Here is a 3,425-nt window from a genome sequence, read left to right on the forward strand (position 1 = left end):
ATATAATGGGATGCTATGAAAGAGCCGCTACGCGAACGCATTCCCTAGGAACCCCCCCAATCTCCCCACACTTCCCACTCTCCCTCTAATTATAGGTATTAAACCTGACTTGATATTATTCCCTATTGCGGATCATTCACTATCCCTTCTAACAAGTTCTGGAAATGACCAGCAATTCTGGCAATAGTTTGCTCATCAAATAAGTCAGCATTGTATTTTAATAACCCAACCAGATATGAGTCCTCTTCAACCATTTCCAGGAATAAATCATATTGACTTTCATACTGATCGAATACAAATGGTTCTACTTCAAGTCCTCCCCAATTCATCAAGGTTGTTTTGCTGCTAAAAAACACCTTTTGCACATCTTGAGATTCCAGGAATTTTTGTAGTACAAAGCAAGCCTGAAAAAGAGGAGAACGACTGGAGTCACGTTCTACCTGTAACTTCTCTACCAATAAAGAAAAGGGATAATCTTGATGAGCTAGTGCTCCCAGGACTGTCTGGCGTACTTGATAGAGGAAATCTCTAAAAGAGAGATTCCCTGACAAATCTGCTCTCATCACTACTGAGTCCACGAAGTAACCAACAATAGAAGCAAACTCCGCTTTTGTTCTACCAGATGTAGGCGATCCTACCAAGATATCCTCTTGACCTGTGTAACGATACAGAAGCACTTGAAAAGCAGCCAACAGAATCATATAAAGAGTTGCCCCCTCTGTTTGAGCTAGTTCCTTCAGTTGTTCAGTCAGCTTTTCAGATAACTTGAAGGGGTAACTGCCCCCATTATCAGTCTGTATAGGGGGTCGTGGTCTGTCTGTAGGCAAATTCAATACAGGTAATTCCCCGCCCAATTTTTGTTGCCAATAGTTCCATAGTTGTTCTCCTTCTTGTCCTTCTACTAACTCCTTTTGCCAACTAACATAATCTTGATAAGAATGCTTTAGTGGTAGTAGGGATGCCTCAAGCCCATTTAGTTGAGCTTGGTAGAGTTGTGGCAGCTCTTTGGTAATTAAGTCGCATGACCAACCATCTAAAGCAATGTGGTGTATTGTCAATAACATAATATGGTCTTGCTCAGAACAAGTGAACCACCTAACTCGCATCACTGGTTCTGTTTCTAGGTTAAAAGGATGTCTGTGAGCTGCAATTACCTTTTTATTTAACTCCTCTTCACTCCAACTAGAAGCATCTATCTGTAAGAAGTCTAACGCTTGATGTTGATGTAGTTGTTGGATTGGTTGTTCGCCCAACTTCGGGAATGTACTCCGTAGTAGCGGATGCCTTTCCCTTAGAGCTTGAAAAACCTGTTGCCAAATAGTTATATCTACCTTAGAGTAGATCCGAACCGAAAATGACACATTATAATTATGATTATGGGGTGATAGCTGCCACAAAAACCAGAGACCTTTTTGACCATAAGAGAGGGGATGGACTTGGAATATATCTGGATTTTCCTTTAGTAACTGTAAGATTTCTGATTTGTACTGCTTTAGTTGGGCAATAACATCAGTGGTCAGTACTTCTTGGGAACCTCCAGTTTTTAATTTGCCTCCATCAGTCCATAATTTAAGACCTTTGATAGAAAGGTCTTGTAAGAATTCAATTAAGTTCATAGTTCTACCTCTATCCAGTTTTTTTCCTTGATGTTATCTGTGCGATCGCTTTGATTCAGTTGTTGATTTAGTTGATTTGAGAGATCAGCAATGGTGATTCCTTCCATAAATTTTGTAATTGGAACATCCACTTCTAGCTCACTTTGAATTTGATTTCTTAGCTCAATTGACATTAGAGAGTCCAGTCCCATTTTATTTAGAGGTTTGTGTATATCGATGAGATTATTTTTCATGGCTAATACTCGAACTGCTTTATCTTCGATATAAGCAATTAATATCTTTTCTCGTTCCATGAAGGAAACTGATTTTAAGTGTTCTAAAATGCTATTATCCTTAGTAACTGTTGAAGTAGTTGTTTCCGACCAATCCGCCAAAAACGGCCACTGTGCCACTCTCTCCTGCCAGCCTGACCACTCAATAGGCACCACCCCTACTTCCACATCCGAACCACTCATCAATAGCTCTAGAGACTCTAACACCTGAGTCGGAGATATTGCACCCATCCCCTGCTTACTTAACCTCACATCTGCACCCCGTTCGGCTGCCTCTCCTACTTGAGAAACGGCTCCCCAATGAATGCTCAATCCCGGTAACCCCTGAGCGCGACGATAATGGGCTAAACCATCAAGGAAAGCATTAGCTGCAGAATGATTTCCCTGACCAGGCGAACCCAACAGAGATGCTGCTGAAGAAAACAGCACAAAAAAGTCCAATGGTTGATTTTGAGTCAATTGATGCAAGTGCCAAGCACCTTGGACTTTCGGTGCCATCACCTGCTCAAAACTAGACCAACTCTGGTTTTGTAGCACTCCATCTGATAACATTCCTGCTGAATGAATCACTCCTGCTAATGGTCGGTTTGACTCCTCAATTCTCTTCCACACCTCTGTGATCGATTTCCGATCAGACACATCGGCCTTTTCCACTACCACTTCCGCTCCTGCCATTTCTAATTCTGTTATTTTTTTTCGAGTTGCATCATCTGGTGAACGACGTCCTAATAATACTAAATGTTTAGCCCCCTTTGACACCATCCAATTTGCTACCAGTAAACCCAAACCTCCCATACCTCCTGTAATCAAGTAGCTAGCTCCAGAACGGAAACTTAAAGGCTTTTGAGTCCTAGCATCAGCAAGTTGTGTTTGAGTCACCACAATCTTGCCTATATGTTTGGCTTGCTGCATATAACGGAAGGCATCAATGACTTCCTCTATGGGAAATACCTTTATTGGTGGTGGTTGTAGTAAACCGTTGCTCAACTTATCTTTCAACCCTTGCAACATAGAATTGATTAATCCCGGTTGCTCTATTGACTCTTTGACTAAATCCACCACAAAATAAGATACATCCGGTCTGAGAGCTGCTACTTGGCTTGAATCCCATACTCCTCGCTTGGCGATTTCCACAAACCGACCACTCTGAGTTACCACTGACATACTCTTACTAATAAATTCCCCAGAAGTCAGAGAGTTAAGTACAATATCCACTCCTTGACCTTGAGTTATTTCCATCACTTGGTCAGCAAATTCATAGGTTCGGGAATTCATAATATGTTTGACTCCCATATCTCGTAGAGCTTCCCATTTGGGAGGACTTGCAGTTGCCAAGACTTCGGCTCCTGCTTCCATTGCAATCTGCACCGCAGCCATTCCAGTACCTCCTGCTGCTGCATGAATAAGGATGCGATCGCCAGCCTGAATCTTGGCCACATGATGCAAAGCATAATAAGCTGTTAAAAAATTAGCTGGAATAGATGCTGCTTCTTCAAAGCTCAGATTTTCTGGCTTGATAACTACATAGGTAGCATCA

Annotated in this window: 2 protein-coding genes; both read right to left on the reverse strand. The window is 41.9% G+C overall.

Going from position 1 to position 3,425, the window contains the following annotated elements:
* Window positions 1-122: 122 nt before the first annotated feature.
* Window positions 123-1,616 (reverse strand): condensation domain-containing protein, encoded by a 1,494-nt coding sequence (locus F6K37_RS35160; RefSeq protein WP_287255484.1) that lies wholly within the window; start codon window positions 1,614-1,616, stop codon window positions 123-125.
* Window positions 1,613-3,425 (reverse strand): type I polyketide synthase (locus F6K37_RS35165; protein ID WP_287255486.1); only part of this gene is annotated, 1,813 nt, incomplete at its 5' end. The genes F6K37_RS35160 and F6K37_RS35165, both read right to left, overlap by 4 nt.

This window comes from Moorena sp. SIO4E2 (genome assembly GCF_010671945.1).
Lineage (GTDB): Bacteria > Cyanobacteriota > Cyanobacteriia > Cyanobacteriales > Coleofasciculaceae > Moorena > Moorena producens.

Excerpts from the sequence above, each read along its gene's own strand:
- F6K37_RS35160 (WP_287255484.1), bottom strand. The coding sequence starts at position 1,616 with ATGAACTTAATTGAATTCTTACAAGACCTTTCTATCAAAGGTCTTAAA.